Genomic DNA, 17,828 nt, shown 5'->3' on the forward strand with positions numbered 1-17,828 from the left:
CCGCATGAGCGAAGTTGCCGTATCCGCCGCATCGGCCCGATTGCCGAGGCAGATCCCGTACATCATCGGCAACGAAGCGTGCGAGCGCTTCAGCTTCTACGGCATGCGCAACATCCTGGTGCAGTTCATGGTCAGCAGCATCCTGCTGGCCTATCTGCCCGAGGCCGAGCGCGAAGGTGCGGCCAAGGACGTCTTCCACAGCTTCGTCATCGGCGTCTATTTCTTCCCGCTGCTGGGCGGCTGGTTGTCCGACCGCTATTTCGGCAAATACAACACGGTGTTGTGGTTCTCGCTGATCTACTGCGCCGGCCATGCCTGCCTGGCGATGTTCGAGAGCGATCGTGCCGGCTTCTACACCGGCCTGTTCCTGATCGCATTCGGCTCCGGCGGCATCAAGCCGCTGGTGGTGTCGTTCGTGGGCGATCAGTTCACCCGCGACAACAAGCATCTGGCGAAGATCGTCTTCGACGCGTTCTACTGGACGATCAATTTCGGTTCGTTCTTCGCTTCGCTGTTGATGCCGCTGTTCCTGCGCAATTACGGTCCGGCGGTGGCGTTCGGCATTCCGGGCATCCTGATGTTCATCGCGACGGTGATCTTCTGGCTGGGCCGCGGGCAGTACGTGCGGGTGCCGCCGACCCATGGCCAGGATCCGCACTCGTTCTTCAACGTCGCCAAGACGGCGCTGACTACCGAAGTGGCCGGGCAGGGCAAGCCGGGCCTGGTGGTGGTCGCGGTGGGCTTCACCATCGCGGCGGTGCTGCTGCTGATTTCGGTGCCGCTGTTGTTCGGCGTGTCCGTGCCGTTCTGGCCCGAGGATTTCGGTTTCGTGATCACCGCCTGCCTGGCCCTGGCCGCGATCATCGCGTTCGGCGGCGTCGGCACGTCGATGCAACTCGAGCGCGCCCGCGGCGGCAAGCATCCCGACGAAGCCGTCGACAGTGTGCGCGCGGTGCTGCGCATCCTCATCGTGTTCGCGCTGACGACGCCGTTCTGGTCGTTGTTCGATCAGAAGGCCTCGACCTGGGTATTGCAGGGCAAGCAGATGGTGGTGCCGCACGACCTGGCGTGGTGGCCGAGCTTCCTGGTCAAGGAAGCCAGCCAGATGCAGGCGCTGAACCCGATGCTGGTCATGCTGATCATTCCCTTCAACAACGCCGTGCTGTATCCGTTGCTGCGCCGCCTGGGTTGGGAGCCGACGGCATTGCGCCGCATGGGCTGGGGCATCACGTTCGCGGGCTTCGCCTGGATCATCGCCGGCTTGATCCAGCTGGAGATCGACAGCGGCGCGCCCACCTCGCTGTCGTGGCAGATGCTGCCGTATCTGCTGCTCACCTTCGGCGAAGTGCTGGTGTCGGCGACGGCGTTGGAGTTCGCCTATAGCCAGGCCACGCAGGCGATGAAGGGCGTCATCATGGCGTTCTGGTATCTGACCAGCACCTTCGGCAGCCTGTGGGTGCTGCTGACCAATGCCGCGGTGCGCAACGACACGGTGACCGCGCATATCGCCTCGACGGGGCTGAGTGAGAACGCGTTCCTGATGTTCTTCTTCGCGGCCTTCGCATTCGCGGCGGCGCTCGCGTTCGCGGCGTACGCGCGCGGCTATCCTATGCAGGACAACTACCGGACGGCCTGACGACGATGCTGACCTTAATGCTGATTGCCGTGACCGTGGTGGTGTCATGGCTGGCGTTCGAGCGGCCGGCGCTGCTGCAGCGCCTGATCCTGTGGCCGCCGGCGATCGAGCGGAACAAGCAGTTCGACCGGCTGCTGACGCATGGCTTCATCCATGCCGACTGGTCGCACCTGATCTTCAACATGATCACGCTGTTCTTCTTCGGGCGTGTGGTCGAGCGGGTGATGAGCAGCTACATCGGGCCGATCGGCTTCGTGCTGTTCTATCTGTCGGCGATAGTCGTGGCGATCCTGCCCACCTACATGCAGCATCGCCACGATCCGCGCTACAGCAGCCTGGGTGCTTCCGGTGGCGTTTCGGCGGTGCTGTTCGCCTCGATCCTGTTGGATCCGTGGATGTGGATCATGGCGCCGCTGCCGGTGCCCGGCTTCGTGTACGGCATCGGCTATGTCGCGTATTCGTTCTGGAAAGACCGCCAGGGCGGCGGCAACGTCAACCACAGCGCCCATCTTTCCGGCGCCGCGTACGGCGTGATGTTCATGCTGCTGATGGAGCCGGAGGTGCTGCAGCACTTCATCCAGAGCTTGCAGAGTCCCCGGTTCCTGTAGGCATCGGTTCGGAATCCGGCCCTGCCTGTCATTCCCGCGTAGGCGGATTTAAAAGCCGCCGGCTTCGGTGGGGCGCGCTACCCGACGGGATGGGGGTGCTCCGCCCCTCCGGACGGCATCCCTGCCTTTAGTCGGGGCCGCGGACCATCCTGGTCCGCTCTCCGCACCCCCATCCCATCGGGCAGCGCTAACCGCGAGCGTGCAGATCGCCGCTTCGATCACACGCACTTCTTCTCCCCGCGTGCGGGGAGAAGATGCCCGAAGGGCAGATGAGGGGGAGCGAGCGCAGCGAGTTGCTTTCGCTTTTTGCCATCGCGCCCGAGATGTATGGGAGGGCAGGCGGTGCCGGTGGGCAGGCGCGACGGTCAGCGGCATGGATGCCGCTGACAAGCCTCCATGGACGGATTCACGGCGTGTCGCGACTGCCCACCGGCGCCGCCTGCCCGCGCCGGGATCGCTACCGCCGACACGTCCCCTCACCCTGCTTCGCTGCGCGAAGCTGTCCCTCGCCCCGCAAGCGGGGCGAGGGCTACTCAGCAGGATTGACGCAGATCTCTCAGAGCGGCGAGGCGGTGCGGTTACGCGGCGATGATCCCGGCTCGGCAGCGCCGTATTGGGCGAACAACCGCGACTGGATGGCCGAGTCGATCGCGGCCAATTCGTCCGCATGCTCCTCGGGATGATCTGACAGCTCGAAGTAGCGGCGCATCAGCGCTTCGTCGCTGAATTTTTCGTAGGAACTGAATTGCATCTGGGCCATGACGAGTCTCCCCCTGGTTGCTTTGCTTGGCGGGTGACCAGAGCGCCTTCCTTGCCGGCCGCCGGGCCGGGTGGGCGCCCTCCGTGGGGATCGCCCCTGTCACCTGCATGCAAACCAACGCAGTGGAGCGACCGGGGCGGTCACACCATCGCTCACCGGATGTGAATGCCGCGCGTGCTATCCGTCCCGCGTACGGCGCGGCCAGCGCCGGATCGCACACCAGCGACCAGGGAGACGAGCATGGCGACCCGCAAAAGCAGCAAGACCGCCCGCAAGGCAGTGAAGAAACCCGCAGCCCGCAAGTCCGCCGCCGGCAGGGCACCGGCGCGCAAGGCGGCCAAGAAAACCGCCAAGAAAGCAGTGAAGAAGACCGCGAAGAAGGCCGTGAAGAAAGCTCCGGCCAAGAAGATCGCACGCAAGACCGCCGCCGCCCGTAAGGCAGTGAAGAAGCCGGCAGCCAAGAAGATCGCCCCCAAGAAGGCCGCAAAGAAGGTCGCGAAAAAGGTCGCGAAGAAGACCGTGAAGCCGGCCGCGAAGAAGGCCGCAGCGAAGAAGACCGCGGCGAGCAAGCGCCCCGCGACCCGCCCCGCGAAGCAGGCGGCAACGAAGACGCCTTCCACGCCGACCGCACGCCCCGCCGGCGCCTCCGGCGTCACCACCGCCGAGAAAGCCCAGCGGCGCCGGGCCGCCCGCACCGACGCGGCCACCACGCTGCCACCCGCCGACGCGACGACCACCAGCTTCTCCGTCGCCCCGTCTGCCACCCCGCGCGCCACCAATCGCGGCACCTCGCGCACCCGCAAGCCCCACCACATCACCCCCGAAGAAGCGCTGGCGAACACCCGCCAGTTGCTGGAAGCCAAGCAGGCCCATGACCGCGAACCGCCGCCGTGGCGCCAGTTCGATACCGATCACAACCACCCGGTGGGTCAGCAGGCGACGCTCGAACCCGACGCCGAGCAGGCCGCCGAAGCCGACGCCCATGCCGAGGAGCTGCACCAGGCCGAAAGCCGCATGGACGCCATCCAGGGCAGCGTCAGCCAGCAGGACCGCCATCAGCAGGGCCGTAGCGACGCGGGCGAATAGACTGGCGATTCGCCCATGACCCTCCGTCCTCGATTCCTTCCGGAGACCACGCCTGAACGCCATGCCGCAATACGAAGTTCACCATGACCCCGTCGCCCATCGCTTCACCACCGTCGTCGAAGGCCTGGAGGCCGAGGTCACGTACCACTACGACGGCGAGATCCTGGTGATCAATCACACCGGCGTACCCCGTCCGCTCGAAGGGCGGGGCATCGCTTCCGAGCTGGTGCGCGCGGCCTTCGAATTCGCCCGCGGCGCCGGCACCCGGGTGCGGCCGGCGTGTTCGTATGCGGCGCTGTGGGTGCAGCGGCACAAGCAGTACGTCGACCTGCTGGCCTAGCGCCGCGCCCTCGTCCTGCGCCGCGGCCGGCGGGACGGGGAGGGACGGCGTATCATGCCCCGCCGTTCCGACCCCACCGTGGCATGCGTCTCAACAAGTACATCAGCGACTCCGGCCATTGCTCGCGGCGCGAAGCCGACCGCCTCATCGCCGAAGGGCGCGTCACCGTCAACGGCCTGCGCGCGCGGGTCGGCGCCGAACTGGCCGAGGGCGACGAGGTCCTGGTCGATGGCCAGAAGCTGCAGGTGCGCACCGTCGCCAAGGGCCAGCGCCGCCACGTCTACATCGCGTTGAACAAGCCGGTGGGGATCACCTCGACCACCGAGTCGTCGGTCAAGGACAACATCGTCGACTACGTCGGCCACGAGAAGCGCATCTTCCCGATCGGCCGGCTCGACAAGGATTCCGAAGGTCTGATCCTGCTCACCAGCAACGGCGACATCGTCAACGAGATCCTGCGCGCCGAGAACAAGCTGGAGAAGGAATACCTGGTGGCGGTGAACCACCCGGTCACCGACGAATTCCTGCGCGGCATGAGCCGCGGCGTGCCGGTGCACGGCGAGATGACGCTGCCGTGCAAGACCGGCAAGCTGGGCAAGTTCGGTTTCCGCATCGTGCTGGTGCAAGGCCTCAACCGGCAGATCCGCTTGATGGCGGCGCACTTCGGCTTGCGCGTGAAGCAGTTGCTGCGCGTGCGCATCGGCAACGTCAAGCTGGGCCACCTCAAGCCCGGCCAGTGGCGCAACCTCACCGACGCCGAACTGCGCGGACTGCTGCCCAACCGCACCGAATGGTGAACGCGCAGTGCCGGTTCGCCCGGCATTCTGCGTGGATTGTGAATACGGACATCACAGTTCGGGGCGATACTGTCCCGGCGGGTTAGAAAGGGATGCCTTGAAAGGATTGTTCATGCGCACGCGTGTTCCGCGCACCTCAACGTCTTATGGGTTCGGCACCAACCGGCTCGGGCCGTTGCCCGTTCTGATGCTGTTCGTCGCGGTCTCGCTTCCTGGGTGCAAGCGCGAACAGCCGGGGCAGGCGCCTGCAGCGGTTGCGCAGACACCGACCGCTCCGGCGACGCCGGTGGCCGCCAATGCACCGATGCAGGACGTCGCCGAGCACACCGCCGACTACGTCATCGGCATCAGCTACCCGGCGGTCGCCAACCAGTACCCGGCACTGGCCGCCGAACTCAGGCGCTACGCGGAAGCGGCGCGCGCCGACCTGCTCGAAACGGCGAAGGGCCGGGAGAAAGGCGAGGGCAGTGCGCCCTACGAACTGGTTCTGCCGTTCACCGAACTGCATGTCTCGCCCACGCTGGTGTCGGTCGGCGTGGACGGCAGCAGCTACACCGGCGGCGCCCACGGCGCGCCGCTGATCGCGCGCTGGGTCTGGCTGCCGCAGCAGAACAAGCTGCTGCGCGCCAGCGATCTCGTCGCCGATCCGAAAGGCTGGGAAGCGATCTCCACCCTCGTGCGCGAACAACTGCACACCGCGCTGTCGCAACGCGTGGACGCCGACGAGCTGCCGCCGTCCGAACGCGTGGAAGTGCTCAAGAGCGCCAACAAGATGATCGAGGACGGCACCGCACCGGACCCGGAGCATTTCAGCCAGTTCGAACCCATCGTCGGCGCCGACGGCCGCATCCGCGCCGTGCGCTTCGTGTTCCCGCCGTACCAGGTCGGTCCATACTCGGACGGGACGCAGACGGTGGAGGTGCCGGCCGCGGCGTTGCTGCCGTATATCGCTCCCGCTTACCGGAGCCTGTTCCAGCCAGGATGAACCCATGTTCGCGACGCAGTCCTCCACGGCCGCGATGCGCATCCATCCTCTCCGTCACCGCTTGGAGCGGCTGCTGGCGTTGGCCGACGTGCGCATCGACGGCGATCGCGACTGGGACCTGCAGATGCACGATCCGCGCGTGCCCGCGCGCTTGCTGGCGCAGGGATCGCTGGGCCTGGGCGAGTCGTACATGGACGGCGGGTGGGACACGCGTTCGCTCGACGGCCTGCTGTTCCGCCTGTTGGATGCGCACATCGACGAGCGCGTGCACGGCATCGCTGCGGTGCTCGACGGCTTGCGCGCCCAGCTGTTCAATCTGCAGACGCGTGGCCGCAGCTTCATCGTCGGCGAGCGCCATTACGACTTGGGCAACGATCTGTACGCGGCCATGCTCGGGAGCCGCCTCGTGTACAGCTGCGGCTATTGGCGCGAGGCCCGGACGCTCGACGAGGCACAGGAAGCCAAGCTCGACCTGATCTGCCGCAAGCTGGGCCTGCAGGCGGGTATGCGCGTGCTCGACATCGGCTGCGGCTGGGGCGAGGCGCTGAAGTTCGCGGCGGAGCGCTACGGCGTAAGCGGCGTCGGTGTGACGGTGTCGCGCGAGCAGGCGGACTTCGCGCGACAACTCTGCAATGGACAGCCGGTCGAGATCCGCGTGCAGGATTACCGCCTGCTACCGGAGCGCGGCGAGAAATTCGACCGCATCTTCTCCATCGGCATGTTCGAGCATGTCGGGGTGAAGAACTACCGACGCTACTTCGAAGTCGCGCGCGACTGCCTGGCGGAGGACGGTTTGTTCCTGCTGCACAGCATCGGCAACAACGTGTCGCAGCACTACACCGATCCGTGGATCGCGCGTTACATCTTCCCCAATTCGATGCTGCCATCGGCGGCGCAGATCGCGCGCGCCGTGGAAGGCTTGTTCGTGATCGAGGACTGGCACGGCTTCGGCCCCGACTACGACCGCACCCTGCAGGCCTGGCGCGCGAACATCGAAGCCGCCTGGCAGCGCCTGCCGGCCTACGACGAACGCTTCCGCCGCATGTGGCGTTTCTATCTCGCCGGCTCGATGGCGAGCTTCCGCGCGCGCCGCATCCAGCTGTGGCAACTGGTGCTATCCCCGCGCGGCCTGCGAGGCGGTTACGACGCGCCGCGCTGATTCGAAGCAGTCGGCTTCGGCAGGACGCGCTACCCGACGGGACGGGGGTGCTCCGCCCCTCCGGACGGCATCCCTGCCTTTAGTCGGGGCCGCGGACCATCCTGGTCCGCTCTCCGCACCCCCATCCCATCGGGCAGCGCTTATCGCGAGCGTGCAGATCGCCGCTTCGATCACAAGCACTTCTTCTCCCCGCATGCGGGGAGAAGATGCCCGAAGGGCAGATGAGGGGAGGCGAGCGCAGCGAGTTGCTTTTGCTCTTTCGTAGACGCGCCCGAGATGTGTGGAGGGCAGGCGGTGCCGGTGGGCAGGCGTGACTGTCAGCGGCATGGATGCCGCTGACAAGCCTCCATGGACGGATTCACGGCGTGTCGCGACTGCCCACCGGCACCGCCTGCCCGCCCGTAGCAATGCCGCTGCTACGAGCTCTTCGAAGCCAACTTGCTATGCCGAATGCCGTAGCCGAAATAAACCACCAGCCCGACGGCCATCCAGATCAGAAAGCGCTCCCAGGTAATCCACGGCAACTGCGACACCAACCAGATCGAGAAGGCGATACCGATCAGCGGCACCACCGGCACCCATGGCGTGCGGAACGCACGCGGAATGTCCGGACGCCGGCGGCGCAGCACGATGACCGAGCTGCAGATGACCACGAACGCCGACAACGTACCGATGTTGACCAACTCGGCGACTTCGCCGATCGGCAGCAGGCCGGCGACGACCGCGCTTACCAGGCCCAACAGCAGCGTCGGACGATGCGGCGTGCCATAGCGCGGATGCACCTTGGCGAACCACGCCGGCAGCAGCCCATCGCGTGCCAGCGAGAACCAGATGCGCGCCGCCGCCAGCAGGAAGGCGAACATCACACTGATGATGCCCGTCACCGCCGCCACCGAGATCGCGACGCTGATCCACGGCATGCCCAGATTCTTGAACGCATCGGCCACCGGCGCGGCGGTTCCCAGCGTCGAGTAATGCGCGATGCCAGTCAGCACCAGCGAGATGGCGATATACAGCACCATCGACACGCCGAGCGATAAGAGCACCGCGCGCGGCAGATCGCGTTGCGGGTTCTTTGATTCCTCCGCGGCGGTGGTCAGCGTGTCATAGCCGAATACCGCGAAAAACACGACCGCGGCCGCGGTCACCACACCCGGGAAACCGAAATGGCCCTTGCCGTCGGCGCCGATCACGCGCTCGGGAACGAACGGCGACCAGTTGGCCGGATCGATGTGGAACACACCGACGCCGATCACCAGGATCACCGCGATGACTTTGATCAGCACGATGACGGTGTTGAAGCGCGCACCCCATTCGGTGCGGACCGTGAGCAGGCCAGCGATCAATAGCGACACCGCTGCCGCGATGACGTTGAAAACATGGCCTTCGCCCGTGCCCATGGCGCCTAGCGCCCACACCGGCAGATGCACGCCCATGAAATCCAGGATCGCGATGACATAACCGGACCAGCCGCTGGCTACGGCGGCCACGATCAGCGCGTATTCGAGCAACAGGTCCCAGCCGATCAGCCAAGCCGCGAATTCGCCGAGCACCGCATAACCGTAGGTATACGCACTGCCCGTCACCGGAATCATCCCGGCGAACTCGGCATAGCACAGCGCCGCCGCCGCACTGGCGATGCCCGCGATGATGAAGGCCAGCGCGACCGCCGGCCCGGCATTGGCCGCGGCCTGCTGCCCGGCGAGCACGAAGATGCCCACGCCGATGATGCCGCCCAGACCGATGCCGGTCAGCTGCCACAAGCCCAGCACACGGCGGAAATCGCGGCGCGTGCCGACTTCGGCCTGCAGCTGCTCGATCGACTTGTGCCGCGTGAGCGCGGAAGCCAGCGAGCCGGATGAAGTCGAGCCCGACGTCGGGCCGGAAGATGTACTCATCGAAGTCTTTCCCCTGGACGGTCGCGCGATCATAGCGAAAGCGCCGCCGGCCGCTACGTGACTCACGGCGGTCAAGCTACCGCAACCTCGCCTGCGGACGATGTGGGGGCCGGCCGGACGCGCCGGCATTCCCCCGACTCTCCAAAGAGGTTCATCATGCGAAGCACGTTGCTCGCCGCCGCTTGCGCCCTGATGGCGCTGGCTCCGGTGGCGTATGCCAAGGATGCCAATGCCGTGACGCCCAACCACCGCACCGATCATCAAGGTCTGATCGTGATCGGCCATCGCGGTGCCAGCGGTTATCGCCCCGAACACACGTTGGAGTCGTATCGCCTGGCCATCCGCCAGGGCGCGGACTTCATCGAACCGGATCTGGTCGCGACCAAGGACGGCGTGCTTGTAGCACGCCACGAGAACGAGATCTCCGGCACCACCGACGTCGCGCAGCATCCGGAGTTCGCCAACCGCCGCACCACCAAGCTGGTGGATGGCAATGCACTGACCGGCTGGTTCACCGAAGACTTCACCCTGGCGGAACTGAAGACACTGCGGGCCAAAGAGCGGATTCCCGCCGTGCGCCCGGCCAACACGCGCTTCGATGGCCTGTACCAGATCCCGACCTTCGCCGAAGTCGTACGCCTGGCGAAGGCTGAGAGCCGCGACGGCCATGTGATCGGCGTCTATCCGGAGACCAAGCATCCGACTTACTTCGCCAGCGAAGGCCGCCGTCTCGACGGCACGCCGATCCATATGTCGCTCGGACGCAAGTTGGTCGAAACCCTGGTCGCCGAAGGCTTCACCGATCCGCGCCGCGTCTACATCCAGAGTTTCGAAGTCGCCAATCTGATCGAATTGAAGAAATCGATCATGCCCTCGGCCGGCGTGGACTTCCCGCTGGTGCAGTTGTTCGACGACATCTATTCGACCGGGCCCTACGACTTCCGCTGGAACGCGAGCCACGGTGCGGACCTCGCCGCGACCTACGGCGGCCTGGCGAACATCCTCGGCGGCATCGGCACGGACACGCACTACCAGTCGCTGGCGACGGAGCCGGCCCTGCAATGGATGAAGGCGAACTACGCCAGCGGCATCGGTCCGTGGAAGGTGAATCTGCTGCCGCGCGGCGCGCTGGCACCGAAGGTCGACGCCAATGACGACGGCAAGGCCGAATTGGCCACACGCAATTACGGCCTGGTGCATCCGTTCCTGTCGTACGCGCTGAAGGCCGGGCTGGTCGTACATCCGTACACGCTGCGCGCCGAAGAGCCGTATCTCAGCCAGACGCCAACAGGTGTCAACCAGTCGGTGATTGCGGAAGCCGTGCAGCTGTACGGGTTGGGCGTGCAGGGCTTTTTCATCGATCAGCCGGATCTGGGCGTGGCGGCACGGGATATTTTCCTTGACGTCAGCAAGCCCTGATCGCCTGCAGGGCGCCTGAGTGCCATCGTGAGCCGCCCGATTGCGGGCGGCTTTTCTTTTCCCGACTAGCCCGAACGTCACATGCATACCGCGCCTCGCGGCTGCTAGGTTCGTGGATGCACCGCACGGCCTGCGAACGGGCCTCCTTGCCGGCGGCCCCGCCCCCTAATCGGAGAATTCCCATGGCCGTTTCCACGATCAAACCGCTGGCCGCCGGCTGCCTGCTCGGCATGCTCGCCCTGGCCGGCTGTGACGCCGGCAAGCACGCGACCGCCGAAGCGCAGGCGTCGCCCACGCCGCCCGCGTTCAAGCTCGACGAAGGCAAGCTGCCGCAGGTCGCGGGCTTCCACGCCAGCGATCTCGATCCCGCCAAGAGCGCCTGCGCCGATCTCGACGCCTACGTCAACGGCAAGTGGAAAGCGGCCAATCCCATCCCCGCCGATCGCACCGATTGGGGCCTGTACGAAGCGATGAGCGAACGTTCGCTAGCGGTCCAGCACCAGCTCGCCGAGCACGCCGCGGCCGGGCAGGGCAGTGGCGTCGAGAAGATCGTCGGCGACCTGTGGGCGACGGGCATGGACAGCGCGAAGCGCAACGCGCAAGGCATCGAGCCGCTGCGGCCGCGCCTGGCCGCGATCGACTCGCTGAGCGATGGCGCCGCCGTTGCCGCTTTCCTGCGCGAGTCGTTCGCCAAGGGCGAAGGCTACGTCTTCAGTTTCGGCCCGAGCCCGGACTTCAAGAATTCCAACGTCAACATCGCCTACGTCACGCAGGATGGTCTTGGCCTGCCGGACCGCAGCTACTACTTCGATGCCGACAAGAAGCAGGCGCGCGACGACTACCAGGCGCACGTGGCCAAGCTGCTGGAAATGTCTGGCGTTTCCGCGGCCGACGCAGCCAAGCAGGCCAAGGACGTGCTGGCGTTCGAAACGCGCCTGGCGAAAGTCTCCAAGTCCAGCGAGGAACTCTCGCGCGACTCGGGGTTGTTCTACAACGCCGTCTCCGTCGCCGATGCCGACAAGCTGACACCGCACTTCCGCTGGAGCGAATTCTTCGCTGCGCAAGGCGTGCAGGCGCCGCCGATGTTCTCGCTGGCGATGCCGGCGTTCCAGCAGGAGTTCGACCGCATGCTCGCCGACGTCCCGGTCGCGACGTGGAAGAGCTATCTGCGCTTCCACATGGTCGACGACGCGGCGCGCTATCTCAGCGACGATTTCGCCCAGCAGTACTTCGAGTTCCACAACAAGGCGCTCAACGGGCAGAAGCAGATCCAGGAGCCGTGGAAGCGCGTGCTGGGCACCGTCAATCGTGAAGCGGGCGAGGCGATGGGCCAGTTGTACGTGCAAGCCACATTCCCACCCGAGTCCAAGGCCAAGGTCCTGGACATGGTGCAGAACATGCGCGACGTGCTGAAGGCGCGCCTGGAAAAGCTCGAGTGGATGAGCAATGAAACGCGGCAGAAGGCGCTGGCGAAGTGGGAGACGTTCACGCCCAAGATCGGCTACCCCGACAAGTGGCGCGACTGGTCCGGGCTGAAAACCAGCCGTGACAGCTACATCGGCAACGTGCAGGCGGCCAACGAGTTCAACTACCGCTGGTACCTGGCGAAGATCGGCAAGCCGGTCGATCGCAGCGAATGGGGCATGAGCCCGCAGACGGTCAACGCCTACTACAACCCGCAGCTCAACGAAGTCGTCTTCCCCGCAGCGATCCTGCAGCCGCCGCTGTTCGACCCCAAGTCGGACGACGCGCTCAACTACGGCAACACCGGCGCCACCATCGGCCACGAGTTGATGCACGGCTACGACGACCAGGGCAGCCGTTTCGGGCCGAGCGGCAACTTCGAGAACTGGTGGACCCCGGCCGATGCCAAGGGCTTCGCCGACCGCAGCGAGAAACTGGTGCAGCAGTTCAACGGCTACGAAGCGCTGCCGGGCATGAAGGTCAACGGCCGCCTGACCCTGGGCGAAAACATCGCCGATCTGGGTGGCATCGAGGTCGCGTACGACGCGATGAAGAAGGCCGCCGGCAACTCGCCCGACCCGATGCTCGAAGGCATGAGCCGCGACCAGCGCTTCTTCGCCAGCTACGCGCTGAGCTGGCGCAGCACGATGACACCCGAATCACTGAAGGTGCTGGTGGCCTCCAACCCGCACGCACCGGCGAACTTCCGCGCGATCGCACCACCGTCGAACATGCCGGAGTACGCGGCGGCGTTCCAGTGCAAGCAGGGCGATGCGATGGTGCGTACGGGCGATAAGCGCGTAGTGATCTGGTGACCCGCCTTTCCTTCTCCCCGCACCCGCGGGGAGAAGGTGCCCGAAGGGCGGATGAGGGGCAGCTTTTCGCCGCGCAACACGTCCCCTCACCCTGCGTTGCTACGCAACGCTGTCCCTCTCCCCGCAAGCGGGGAGAGGGATGTCACCCGAACAAATCCTCCTGCGCCGCCGCACTATCCGGATCGACGAACCCGGACAATCCCACGCCCACCAGGCGATAGCGCGTCCGGCTCGGCAGCTCCACGCGCGAACGCAACTCGCACGCGATGTCGGCGACCTGCCGTAACGACTCCGGACGCGACAACGGCGTAAGGCTGCGAGTCAGCGTGCGGAAATCGGCAGTCTTCAACTTCAAGACCACGGTGCGCGCCAGGCGCCCGTGCTCCGACTCGCGCTCTCGCTCGTAACCAGCCCACGCCTTTTCCGCCAGCCGCCGGATGTGCGGCTCCAGCTCTTCCAGCAGCAGATCGGTCTCGAAGGTGTCTTCGGCGGAGATCTGCATCGTCTGGCGTTCGCTCTGCACCGGATAGTCGTCGATGCCCAGCGACAGCTCGTGCAGACGCTGGCCCCAGCGGCCAAAGCGGCGTTCCAGTTCTTCGATGCGCAAGGCGCGCAGGTCGCCGACCGTGGTCACGCCCAATTGCGCGAGCTTGCCTTCCATCACCTTGCCCACACCGGGCAGGCGGCCGACGGGCAGGGGTTCGAGGAAGGCCAGCACCTGGTGCGGACGGATCACGAACAGCCCGTCGGGCTTGCGCCAGTCGCTGGCGATCTTGGCCAGGAACTTGTTAGGCGCCACGCCCGCGGAGGCCGTCAGCTGTGTCTCCTCGCGGATCGCGGCGCGGATCGCTTCGGCCGTCTCGGTCGCCGTCGGCAGGCCGGTTTTGGTGACGGTGACGTCGAGATAGGCCTCGTCCAGCGACAGCGGCTCGATCAGATCGGTGTGGCGCGCGAAGATTTCCCGCACCTGTTTCGACACGGCCTTGTAGCGGGTGAAGTCGGGCGGGACGAAGATCGCCTGCGGGCACAGCCGCTCCGCCCGCACTGCCGGCATTGCCGAGCGCACGCCGAACTTGCGTGCCTCGTAGCTGGCCGCGCACACCACCGAGCGCGCGCCGCGCCAGGCCACGACCACGGGCTGGCCGCGCAGGGCAGGGTCGTCGCGCTGTTCGACGGACGCGTAGAACGCATCCATGTCGACGTGGACGATCTTGCGCTGAGTGGGCGGCTGTTGAGCGGGATGTTGTGAAGGCACTGTGTAAGTTTAGCGGCGGCGCTTGCCGTAGACGCGCGCGCTTGGCAGCATCGCGGACATGAACGCACCGACTCCGCAGCGCCGCCACTTCTCCATGATCCGCGGCTTCCATCTGGCCGACTGGTTCACCCTCGCGAATGCGTTCTGCGGCACCGGCGCGATCTTCGCGGCGATGCGCTTCCTGCAGGACGGCGTCGTGCGCGACCTGCTGGTCGGCATGGCGCTGATCCCGGCCGCCTTCGTCTTCGACGCGCTCGATGGCCGCGTGGCGCGCTGGCGGCAGGCCTCGTCGACTCTGGGGCGCGAACTGGATTCGCTGGCCGACGTGATCTCCTTCGGCGTCGCGCCCGCGGCGCTGGCCTATGCCTGCGGGCTGCAGGGCGGCTGGGACTGGATCGTGCTGAGCTACTTCGTCGGTTGCGGCGTCAGCCGCCTGGCGCGCTACAACGTCACCGCCGAGCAATTGGCCGGCGGCGGCGACAAGGTCAAGTACTTCGAGGGCACGCCGATCCCGACCAGCCTGCTGCTGGTGGTGGTGCTGGCCGTCGCCGCGTGGCAGGGCGCGCTCGGCCCGAACCTGTGGCTGGGCATGACCCAGCTGGGCCCGTGGCAATTCCACCCGCTGGTGCTGCTGTTCGCGCTGTCGGGCTCGCTGATGATCAGCAAGACCCTGCGTATTCCCAAGCCCTAGGGATCCGTCAGCTCGCTGCGCTCGCCGCCCCTCATCCGGCGCTACGCGCCACCTTCTCCCCGCAGGCGGGGAGAAGGAACCGCCCGCGTTAATGAATCACTGCAACAACCAGGGCGTTATGATCCGTGGCCTTGACGGAGGAACGTGATGGCCAGCGGATTTGACGATTTCGAACAGCTCGCGCGCCAGTACTGGAGCGCATGGGGCGACGCGATGCGCACCGGTGCCACGCCCGCACAACCGGCCGTGCCCAACTGGAACGATGCCTTGGGCTGGTGGTCGCAGCTCGCCAAGGGCGCGGCCGCGGCGCGTCCCACCACCGGTGCCGAAGACGCGGTCAACCGCTTCAACTCGCAGGCGCAGCAGTGGATGGGCCAGATGCAGCAACTGGCCGCGCAGTTCGCCGGCACGCAGGCCCAGCCTGGCGACATCGCTACCGCCTGGCAGCGCATGCTGGGCGCGAATGCGCCCAATGCCTTCGCCGACATGTTCAAGGGCATGCCGGGTCCGGGCCAGCATGGCGTCGACCAGTGGATGGAGCAGATGGCGCCGATGCTGCAGTCCTTCCAGCGCGACGGACGCAGCTGGTTGGGCCTGCCCGCGTTCGGTTTCGCGCGCGAACACCAGGAGCGCTGGCAGTCGCTCGCGCAGGCGCAGTTGGACTACCAGGAAAAGAGCAACGCCTACAACGCGCTGATGGCCGAAGCCACGCAATCCGCCTTCCGCCGCTTTGAAGACAAGCTGGCCGAGCGCAGCGAGCCCGGCCGCCAGCTCACCTCCGCACGCGCGCTGTTCGACCTGTGGATCGACGCTGCCGAGGACGCCTATGCCGAGATCGCGCTGTCGCCGCGTTTCCGCGAGACCTACGGCGACCTGCTCAATGCGCAGATGAAGGTGCGCGCCGGACTGCAGCGCGAAGTCGAACAGTACTGCGGTCAGCTCGGCATACCCACGCGCACCGAGATCGACGCCGCGCATCGCAAGATCGTCCAGCTCGAGCGTGAATTGCGCCGCGTGCGCGACGCGCTGCAGGAACGCACCGCCGCGCCATCCGCGACGGACGATGCGCCCGCGGCTGCCGCGGCACCGAAGAAGGCCGCGACCAAGAAGGCGCCGGCCAAGAAGGGAGCACGCGCATGAACCGCCCCGACTTGCACGGTCCGTTCAACTTCACGCCCGAATCCCTGGCGCAGGAAGCGATGCAGATGCAGGCCAAGCTGCGCGCCGGCCTGGACACGCTGCACGAAGTCGACGACGTCCACTACGGCGCCACCGCGCGCGAGGAAGTCTGGCGCGACGGCAAGGTGGCGCTGTACCGCTTCAAGGGCGAGAAGGCACCGACCGCCAAGGTTCCGCTGCTGATCAGCTACGCGCTGGTGAACCGGCCGTACATGGTCGACCTGCAGAGCGACAAGTCGATCGTGCGCGGCCTGCTCGAACGCGGCGAGGACGTGTACGTGCTCGACTGGGGCTATCCCGACCGTTCGGATCGCTATCTCGATCTCGAGGACTACATCCAGCGTTTCCTCGGCGGCGCCGTCGATCACCTGCGCCGTACCTACCGGATGGACGCGATCAACCTGCTCGGCATCTGCCAGGGCGGCGCGTTCTCGCTGTGCTACGCCGCGTTGAACCCGAAGAAGATCCGCAACCTCGTCACCATGGTCACGCCGGTGGATTTCCACAGCGATGACAACATGCTGTCGAACTGGGTGCGTTGCCTGGACGTGGACACGTTCGTCGACACGCTCGGCAACGTGCCGGCCGACCTGATGAACTGGACCTACCTCACGCTCAAGCCCTGGCGCCTGTTCGTGCAGAAGTACGTCGGCATGGTCGACATCCTCGACAACAAGCAGGCGCTGGAAGACTTCCTGCGCATGGAGAAGTGGATCTTCGATTCGCCCGACCAGGCCGGCGAGGCCTTCCGCCAGTTCGTGTCGCAGTTCTACCAGCGCAACGGCTTCGTCAACGGCGGCATCCAGATCGGCGATCGCGCGGTGGACCTGCATTACGTCGACATGCCGGTACTGAACATCTTCGCCGAACAGGACCATCTGGTGCCGCCGGCGGCGTCGAAGGCGCTGAAGGATCTCGTCGGCACCGAGGACTACAGCGAGCTGTCGTTCAAGGGCGGCCACATCGGCATCTACGTGTCGAGCCGTGCCCAGCGCGAAGTACCGTCGGCGATCCACGACTGGCTGGCGCAGCGGTCGCGGTAGGCGTTTGATATTGGGTTCAGCTCGCCGCCCTCAGGCTTCGCGCATGAATCGTCCCCGCACAACCCTCTCGTTCGCCTTGCTGGCCGGCTTGCTGCTGTCGCTGCCGGCTGTTTCCGCACCGCCGCCCGCCGCGGCGCGCGAGATCGATCAGCTGATCGCGGCGCTGGGCGGCTCCGGTTGCGAGTTCCAGCGCAACGGCACCTGGTATCCGTCGGCGAAGGCGCAGGAGCACCTGCGCCGAAAGTACGATTGGCTGCGCGAGCGCGACAAGGTCGCCAATGCCGAGCAGTTCATCGCGCTCGCGGGTTCGCAGAGCAGCATGACCGGCCGCGCCTACCAGGTCCGCTGCCCGGGGCATCCCGTCGTGCCCTCGGCGCAGTGGTTGCGTGCGCGCTTGCTCGAAATGCGAAAGACAGCGGCCCAGGCCGCGTTGAGGCCACGCTAGACTCGCAGGCAATCGGAGGAGGGATCCATGAACGCTCCACGCACGCTGTCCCGCTCGCGGCACGACCGCATGCTCGCCGGAGTGATGGGCGGCATCGCCCAGCGCTTCGGCTGGAACTCGACGCTGGTGCGCGTGCTGTACGTGCTGTTGTCGGTGGTGTCCGCCGCGTTCCCCGGCATCATCGTTTACCTGATCCTCTGGCTGCTGATCCCGGAAGAGGGCACTTGAGCCCAGCGTTACCGGCGAAC

17 protein-coding genes are annotated in these 17,828 nt (G+C 66.2%); 14 read left to right on the forward strand and 3 right to left on the reverse strand.

The window, feature by feature from the left end:
- The first annotated feature begins 4 nt into the window (after window positions 1–4).
- Both ACYVJ8_RS03345 and ACYVJ8_RS03350 read left to right on the forward strand, forming a co-directional pair.
- Complete coding sequence (locus tag ACYVJ8_RS03345) at window positions 5–1,636, forward strand: POT-type proton-dependent oligopeptide transporter (protein ID WP_460709467.1); 1,632 nt, start codon at window positions 5–7, stop codon at window positions 1,634–1,636.
- 5 nt (window positions 1,637–1,641) lie between these two features.
- Window positions 1,642–2,244, forward strand: a complete 603-nt coding sequence (locus tag ACYVJ8_RS03350; protein WP_460709468.1) for a rhomboid family intramembrane serine protease — start codon at window positions 1,642–1,644, stop codon at window positions 2,242–2,244.
- 556 nt (window positions 2,245–2,800) lie between these two features.
- On the opposite strand, the gene ACYVJ8_RS03355 is transcribed toward ACYVJ8_RS03350, so the two are convergent.
- A complete protein-coding gene (locus ACYVJ8_RS03355) occupies window positions 2,801–3,004 on the reverse strand; it encodes a hypothetical protein (protein ID WP_460709469.1) in 204 nt (67 codons plus the stop codon).
- Between the two features lie 240 nt (window positions 3,005–3,244).
- Here ACYVJ8_RS03355 and ACYVJ8_RS03360 point away from each other — a divergent pair, with 240 nt between their 5' ends.
- The 5 genes from ACYVJ8_RS03360 (at window position 3,245) to cfa (ending at window position 7,371) form a co-directional block, all read left to right on the forward strand.
- The gene (locus tag ACYVJ8_RS03360) at window positions 3,245–4,090 is read left to right on the forward strand and encodes a hypothetical protein (RefSeq protein WP_460709470.1); all 846 of its coding nucleotides are present in this window, start codon (window positions 3,245–3,247) and stop codon (window positions 4,088–4,090) included.
- A 61-nt stretch (window positions 4,091–4,151) separates the two neighbouring features.
- Window positions 4,152–4,430: a GNAT family N-acetyltransferase gene (locus ACYVJ8_RS03365; RefSeq protein ID WP_460709471.1), complete on the forward strand. Its 279-nt coding sequence runs from the start codon at window positions 4,152–4,154 to the stop codon at window positions 4,428–4,430.
- 83 nt (window positions 4,431–4,513) lie between these two features.
- On the forward strand, window positions 4,514–5,227 hold the full coding sequence (rluF, locus tag ACYVJ8_RS03370; protein ID WP_460709472.1) for a 23S rRNA pseudouridine(2604) synthase RluF: 714 nt from the start codon (window positions 4,514–4,516) through the stop codon (window positions 5,225–5,227).
- A gap of 112 nt (window positions 5,228–5,339) precedes the next feature.
- The gene (locus ACYVJ8_RS03375; protein ID WP_460709473.1) at window positions 5,340–6,212 is read left to right on the forward strand and encodes a DUF3298 and DUF4163 domain-containing protein; all 873 of its coding nucleotides are present in this window, start codon (window positions 5,340–5,342) and stop codon (window positions 6,210–6,212) included.
- Window positions 6,213–6,216: 4 nt separating this feature from the next.
- Entirely contained in the window at window positions 6,217–7,371 is a 1,155-nt protein-coding gene (gene cfa, locus ACYVJ8_RS03380; protein ID WP_460709474.1) for a cyclopropane fatty acyl phospholipid synthase, read from the forward strand.
- Between the two features lie 416 nt (window positions 7,372–7,787).
- On the opposite strand, the gene ACYVJ8_RS03385 is transcribed toward cfa, so the two are convergent.
- Window positions 7,788–9,269, reverse strand: a complete 1,482-nt coding sequence (locus ACYVJ8_RS03385) for an amino acid permease (protein WP_460709475.1) — start codon at window positions 9,267–9,269, stop codon at window positions 7,788–7,790.
- Window positions 9,270–9,425: 156 nt separating this feature from the next.
- Here ACYVJ8_RS03385 and ACYVJ8_RS03390 point away from each other — a divergent pair, with 156 nt between their 5' ends.
- Window positions 9,426–10,688, forward strand: a complete 1,263-nt coding sequence (locus ACYVJ8_RS03390; RefSeq protein ID WP_460709476.1) for a glycerophosphodiester phosphodiesterase family protein — start codon at window positions 9,426–9,428, stop codon at window positions 10,686–10,688.
- Window positions 10,689–10,870: 182 nt separating this feature from the next.
- Entirely contained in the window at window positions 10,871–12,967 is a 2,097-nt protein-coding gene (locus ACYVJ8_RS03395) for a M13 family metallopeptidase (RefSeq protein ID WP_460709477.1), read from the forward strand.
- 142 nt (window positions 12,968–13,109) lie between these two features.
- Here the strand turns inward: ACYVJ8_RS03395 and dinB are convergent, their stop codons facing one another.
- The gene (gene dinB, locus ACYVJ8_RS03400; RefSeq protein WP_460709478.1) at window positions 13,110–14,222 is read right to left on the reverse strand and encodes a DNA polymerase IV; all 1,113 of its coding nucleotides are present in this window, start codon (window positions 14,220–14,222) and stop codon (window positions 13,110–13,112) included.
- 58 nt (window positions 14,223–14,280) lie between these two features.
- On the opposite strand from dinB, the gene ACYVJ8_RS03405 reads away from it, so the two are divergent.
- The 5 genes from ACYVJ8_RS03405 (at window position 14,281) to ACYVJ8_RS03425 (ending at window position 17,808) form a co-directional block, all read left to right on the forward strand.
- Window positions 14,281–14,913: a CDP-alcohol phosphatidyltransferase family protein gene (locus tag ACYVJ8_RS03405; protein WP_460709479.1), complete on the forward strand. Its 633-nt coding sequence runs from the start codon at window positions 14,281–14,283 to the stop codon at window positions 14,911–14,913.
- A 147-nt stretch (window positions 14,914–15,060) separates the two neighbouring features.
- The gene (phaE, locus tag ACYVJ8_RS03410; protein ID WP_460709480.1) at window positions 15,061–16,053 is read left to right on the forward strand and encodes a class III poly(R)-hydroxyalkanoic acid synthase subunit PhaE; all 993 of its coding nucleotides are present in this window, start codon (window positions 15,061–15,063) and stop codon (window positions 16,051–16,053) included.
- Between the two features lie 11 nt (window positions 16,054–16,064).
- On the forward strand, window positions 16,065–17,135 hold the full coding sequence (locus ACYVJ8_RS03415; RefSeq protein ID WP_460711012.1) for a class III poly(R)-hydroxyalkanoic acid synthase subunit PhaC: 1,071 nt from the start codon (window positions 16,065–16,067) through the stop codon (window positions 17,133–17,135).
- A gap of 43 nt (window positions 17,136–17,178) precedes the next feature.
- A complete protein-coding gene (locus ACYVJ8_RS03420) occupies window positions 17,179–17,580 on the forward strand; it encodes a YfeK family protein (RefSeq protein WP_460709481.1) in 402 nt (133 codons plus the stop codon).
- Window positions 17,581–17,607: 27 nt separating this feature from the next.
- Window positions 17,608–17,808 (forward strand): PspC domain-containing protein, encoded by a 201-nt coding sequence (locus ACYVJ8_RS03425; protein ID WP_460709482.1) that lies wholly within the window; start codon window positions 17,608–17,610, stop codon window positions 17,806–17,808.
- The last annotated feature ends 20 nt before the right edge of the window (window positions 17,809–17,828 follow it).

Source organism: Lysobacter terrae (genome assembly GCF_054782215.1).